Origin of the sequence: Bacillus sp. FSL W8-1202 (assembly GCF_038006165.1) — a bacterium.
In the GTDB taxonomy this organism is placed as follows: domain Bacteria; phylum Bacillota; class Bacilli; order Bacillales; family Bacillaceae; genus Bacillus; species Bacillus subtilis.
In genome coordinates this window covers 1-3,043 of the sequence record NZ_JBBOUR010000006.1, presented here as the reverse complement: position 1 = coordinate 3,043, position 3,043 = coordinate 1, and the positions used below count along the sequence as shown (strand labels likewise).

6 protein-coding genes are annotated in these 3,043 nt (G+C 41.3%); 1 reads left to right on the top strand and 5 read right to left on the bottom strand.

Annotation, left to right across the window (positions count from 1 at the left end):
• On the top strand, positions 1 to 213 hold a 213-nt coding region (locus tag NSQ09_RS23000; protein ID WP_341032880.1), incomplete at its 5' end, for a YolD-like family protein.
• A gap of 71 nt (positions 214 to 284) precedes the next feature.
• On the opposite strand, the gene NSQ09_RS22995 is transcribed toward NSQ09_RS23000, so the two are convergent.
• From NSQ09_RS22995 to NSQ09_RS22975, 5 genes are all read right to left on the bottom strand, one after another.
• Entirely contained in the window at positions 285 to 1,166 is an 882-nt protein-coding gene (locus NSQ09_RS22995) for a hypothetical protein (protein WP_341032878.1), read from the bottom strand.
• A 31-nt stretch (positions 1,167 to 1,197) separates the two neighbouring features.
• On the bottom strand, positions 1,198 to 1,377 hold the full coding sequence (locus tag NSQ09_RS22990; RefSeq protein WP_064670960.1) for a hypothetical protein: 180 nt from the start codon (positions 1,375 to 1,377) through the stop codon (positions 1,198 to 1,200).
• Between the two features lie 103 nt (positions 1,378 to 1,480).
• Positions 1,481 to 2,302 carry a peptidoglycan recognition protein family protein gene (locus NSQ09_RS22985; RefSeq protein WP_268474461.1) on the bottom strand — a complete coding sequence of 274 codons (822 nt, stop codon included), beginning with the start codon at positions 2,300 to 2,302 and terminating at the stop codon, positions 1,481 to 1,483.
• Positions 2,303 to 2,355: 53 nt separating this feature from the next.
• Positions 2,356 to 2,619, bottom strand: a complete 264-nt coding sequence (locus tag NSQ09_RS22980) for a phage holin (RefSeq protein WP_032722272.1) — start codon at positions 2,617 to 2,619, stop codon at positions 2,356 to 2,358.
• Positions 2,620 to 2,634: 15 nt separating this feature from the next.
• Positions 2,635 to 2,862: a hemolysin XhlA family protein gene (locus NSQ09_RS22975; protein WP_372553816.1), complete on the bottom strand. Its 228-nt coding sequence runs from the start codon at positions 2,860 to 2,862 to the stop codon at positions 2,635 to 2,637.
• Positions 2,863 to 3,043: the final 181 nt, after the last annotated feature.

Below are 3,043 nucleotides of genomic sequence, written 5' to 3'. Positions count from 1 at the left end.
CTGGAAGAAATGGCCCGTGTTATTTGCGAGGCGATGGAATTCAACTCGGTTCTGGGCATCGGTTTATACAAAGACGGTTTTATCGAAGAAGTAACGGGACATGTTCATTACATAGATGAAGTAAAACAAAGGCTGCACGTGAAGGATTTAAAAGGTGATACAAATTTCATAGCGTTTGAGTCTCTTTTAACTGTCAGGGCATATGAAGGGTGAAAACGAAAGTAAATATGTATTATATAAAGCCCGCCTTCTGAGACGGGCTTTTTGGGCGAGGTTATTACCTTTTACACTTTCTTAACGCCTCCGTAAACACTTCCTTTTGCAGTAGACCCTATAAACGCCTCAACAAGAGCTGAGTTTAAAACGATGCCGGCCCATTTAAAACCTACAATGGACTCAACATATATACGTGAATAAACCTCTCTATAGGCATATCCTCCATGGCTGGCGTCCCGGTCTTGTCCTAATGCCCTAGGAGAGATTGCCAAAGCTGTCCCCATCGGGTGGCGCTGATAGTCGCCATCTTTATAAGTAGCCGAAACTTTTTTGCCGTCATATTTAAATCTTCCTTCGGCCCAAAGTGTGAAGAGCTTCGGTCCACCAAGTCCATAAGCAATACCAGTGGTCCTTTCTGTTTTTGTAGTGCCTTGGACGCTTGCATCAGAGTCTGGAGAGTCAGTTAAAGTTTTTTGCTCAAGTATCTGGATATCCCCCAGATCACCTAGATAAACCTTAACCGTACTGTTTTGTGTTTCAAAAGTAAGCACATCCCCATAGGATTTGCTTTCTTCTTGTTCAGCCATAAAGCTGTTCATATTGAAAGCTTTACCGTTGAATTTTTCTAGTTCTGATTTCATTTCTGGGAAAACATCATAAAGTGATATGTCTGGATTGCTAAACGCTTTTGGTGCTGGATTGTTTTTGTAGTGATTTGAAATAGTTTTTTCAACTTTTTCCAAAGAAGAATTTTTGGGTAGATTTTCTAGATTGGATTTCAACAAAGGAACTGTTTTTTCAACGTAATTTCTAATGTCAGTTATATCTTGCTGTGACTTTTGTTTAGGTGCTGCGCTCGCTGCTCCTCCGAAGATACTAAATACTAAAGAGAAAGTCAGACAAAAAAGCAATATCTTTTTCACAATAATCTCCTCCTGTTTATCAGTCACCTCGCCCTCCTATATACATTTCTTTACAATTTTACTTTTTCCTCCCACTGTTTTTTTGGGTATAATGATATATCAGATAAACAATCAGAAAGACTAATGCAGCTACGGCAATATAGTATAACGGCATCGCCAAAAATGGAGCAAAATTAGCTATGACCACCAATATAATGATGGCTATTCCATACAAGCTTATAAAGCGTAGTAAAGCCATATTATCCCCCCTTGCTGTTTTCATCATTTTAACAAAAAAAGTCAGCTACTAAAGGGCTATTTTTGATGCGTGATGTCACAATTAGCAAGGGAGGACTATAAGATTATTTCAACAATGCTTCAAGTTTTGCTTTCGTTTTTGGTCCGTAAATGCCATCAGGGTTTAAACCATTCATCAACTGGAACCGTCTTACTGCATCCGCTGTTTTCGGTCCATAATAGCTATCGATCCCAAAGTTTTTGGCTTTCTTATCCGGATAGAAATGCAATGCCGCCAGCGCTGTTTGAATCTGTTCAACAGCATCACTGTGCATCAATGGGCTCTTCACTTTGAAAATGCCAGAAGGCAGATTGAAAGATGATTTCTTTTTGCTTGAGCTTGGTTTTTTCACTGCCTTGGACGAAGTTGTTTTCTTGCTGGATGATTTGCCGCCAAGTGCTTTTAATTCAGCATCAATAGCCGCTTTAACCTCATTCCAGCGTCCCTCGTCTAAAATACGGTGAGGGCAATACTTTCCGCTCCAATCTTGGTGCTTCCGCACTCGATCAATACCCCATCCGCGTTCTTTAAGCAGCTGAGCAACAAACTTGATAGCCAACTTTTCAGCAGCCCTGTATTTAGGCCCTCCTGACTTGCTGTAGCAGATTTCAACGCCGATAGACTTCCGGTTCCCCGTGCCGTTTTTGCCGTCTCCCGTGTGCCATGCATTGCGGTCTGTTGGGATGCCCTGCCTTACCTCTTTGTCATCAACAGCAAAGTGGAAACTCGTTGAACTTGTGTTTCCGATCATATAGCTGACCTCATTAGCAGCAGATGCATCATTGTAAGTGTTATGAATGGTGATGTATTCCGGGGTCATCGGATTAGGGCATTTTAAAGCGTATTTTGCTTCCGATACAAGGTTCTTTTTCACTGCGATTGTCATAAATGATCTCTCCTATTCTGTTTTTGAATTAGAAAGAGCCGCCAGCTGGCAGCTCACTTGGTTAGATTGTGATTTTTCAGGACAGCTTTTTGCTGATGGCCTTTTGCAGTCACATAGTTGTTTTTGAACCATGCTGTAAATGTCGTGCCAATAGTAAAGGCTATAGAGCCCGCAGTGTACAGCGCATCCGCAAGCTGATTCACCTGATCCTCCGTAATATCCAAAGGTGATTTGCCAAGCATCAGCATTGTTTGGTTGATAAGTGCAATCAAAAGAAGCACCGTCCGAATGACCGTGCCTCTGTCAAAGTTTTTCATATTGTGTTTTCCTCCTTATTTTTGCAAAACAGTATAAAAAATAGCGATTGCGCCGCCAATAACGCCAGTGCATATCGCTGTAATAATAGCGCCAGTTATTGTGCGTTTGATCCAAGTTGTATTCTCTTCGATCTTGTTGAGTTTTTCGTTTAATGTCATGATTTGCTGGTCTTGTCTATCAGAAACGCGTTCAAGAACATTTACACGCTGTTCGATCGTTTTCTGGCCTGCCTTCATTTCCATTATCTCTTTTTGTAATGCATGCACATCTGGTACCTCCGTCACTTCTGACATTAGTACGCCCCCCTTATATCTATTTCACGTTTTTCACCTCCTTAGAGGCAAAATAAAAAAGCCTTATTGACTGGCTCCTGTCGTTTCCTCGTATGGTTGACCTGTTACTTCTTGGTATTGGTCATGTGTA

Coding starts and splice junctions, on each gene's coding strand:
- NSQ09_RS22980 (WP_032722272.1), bottom strand. CDS start 2,619: ATGAAAAACTTTGACAGAGGCACGGTCATTCGGACGGTGCTTCTTTTG.
- NSQ09_RS22990 (WP_064670960.1), bottom strand. CDS start 1,377: ATGGCTTTACTACGCTTTATAAGCTTGTATGGAATAGCCATCATTATA.
- NSQ09_RS22985 (WP_268474461.1), bottom strand. CDS start 2,302: ATGACAATCGCAGTGAAAAAGAACCTTGTATCGGAAGCAAAATACGCT.
- NSQ09_RS22975 (WP_372553816.1), bottom strand. CDS start 2,862: ATGGAAATGAAGGCAGGCCAGAAAACGATCGAACAGCGTGTAAATGTT.